This window comes from Janthinobacterium sp. NKUCC08_JDC (genome assembly GCF_019345575.1).
GTDB lineage: Bacteria > Pseudomonadota > Gammaproteobacteria > Burkholderiales > Burkholderiaceae_D > Janthinobacterium > Janthinobacterium aestuarii.
Genome location: NZ_JAHKQW010000045.1, coordinates 1 through 728, shown reverse-complemented (window position 1 = coordinate 728; position 728 = coordinate 1). Strand labels below are relative to the sequence as shown.

Annotated in this window: 1 protein-coding gene; it reads right to left on the bottom strand. The window is 70.9% G+C overall.

Annotated elements, in window-relative coordinates:
• The coding region (locus KO538_RS29020; RefSeq protein WP_219330440.1) for a hypothetical protein at positions 1-728 on the bottom strand (728 nt) is incomplete at both ends.

Below are 728 nucleotides of genomic sequence, written 5' to 3'. Positions count from 1 at the left end.
CGCCCCGGCGCGGGCGACGGCCGGCGCGGCCGCCGGCTCCACCGCAGCCGGGGTTGAAACGGGCGCAGGCGCGGGCGCCGCAGTTGCCGACAGCGCCTGCACGTCAGCCTTCAACTGCGGCAATTCCACCGCTTCGCGGTCGATCGCTTCCAGCCTGGCGATGCTATTGCGTGCCGCCACCGCATCCTTGCCGTCGAGCGCCTGGCGCACGCCCACCAGCACGGACGCGGCTGCCGCTTGCTGGCGCGCCAGCTGCTTGCGCAAGGAATCCACGCTGGCAGCGCCCGCGCAATCGATGTCGAGCGCGGCGATGCCCTTGGCGGCGCTTTGCAATTGATGGCCGTCGATGGTGCGCTCGATGGCGCGCACGCTGCGCTGGCAACCGCTGGATGCGGCACCGGCCTTGCCGATGGCCGCCTGCAAATCGTCAGCCTTGGCGCTGGACTTGCCCGTACACACATTCTTCGCCGTCGCCAGCTTCTGGCGGGCGCCGTCCAGGCTGCCATTCGCTACCAACTTGAGGCCGCTATCGATGGCGTCATTGCAGGCCGATTCATTCTTGCCGCCCGGCTTGCCATTCATGTAGACGATGACGGCCGCCAGCACGGCGATGCCGCCCAGCCAGCGCAGCCACTTGCGCGGCGGTGGCGACACGGGTGGCACCGATGGCGGCACGGGCGCGGGCTTGGGCACGGCTTGCGGCTGGGCCGGCTTCGGCGGCGCTGGCG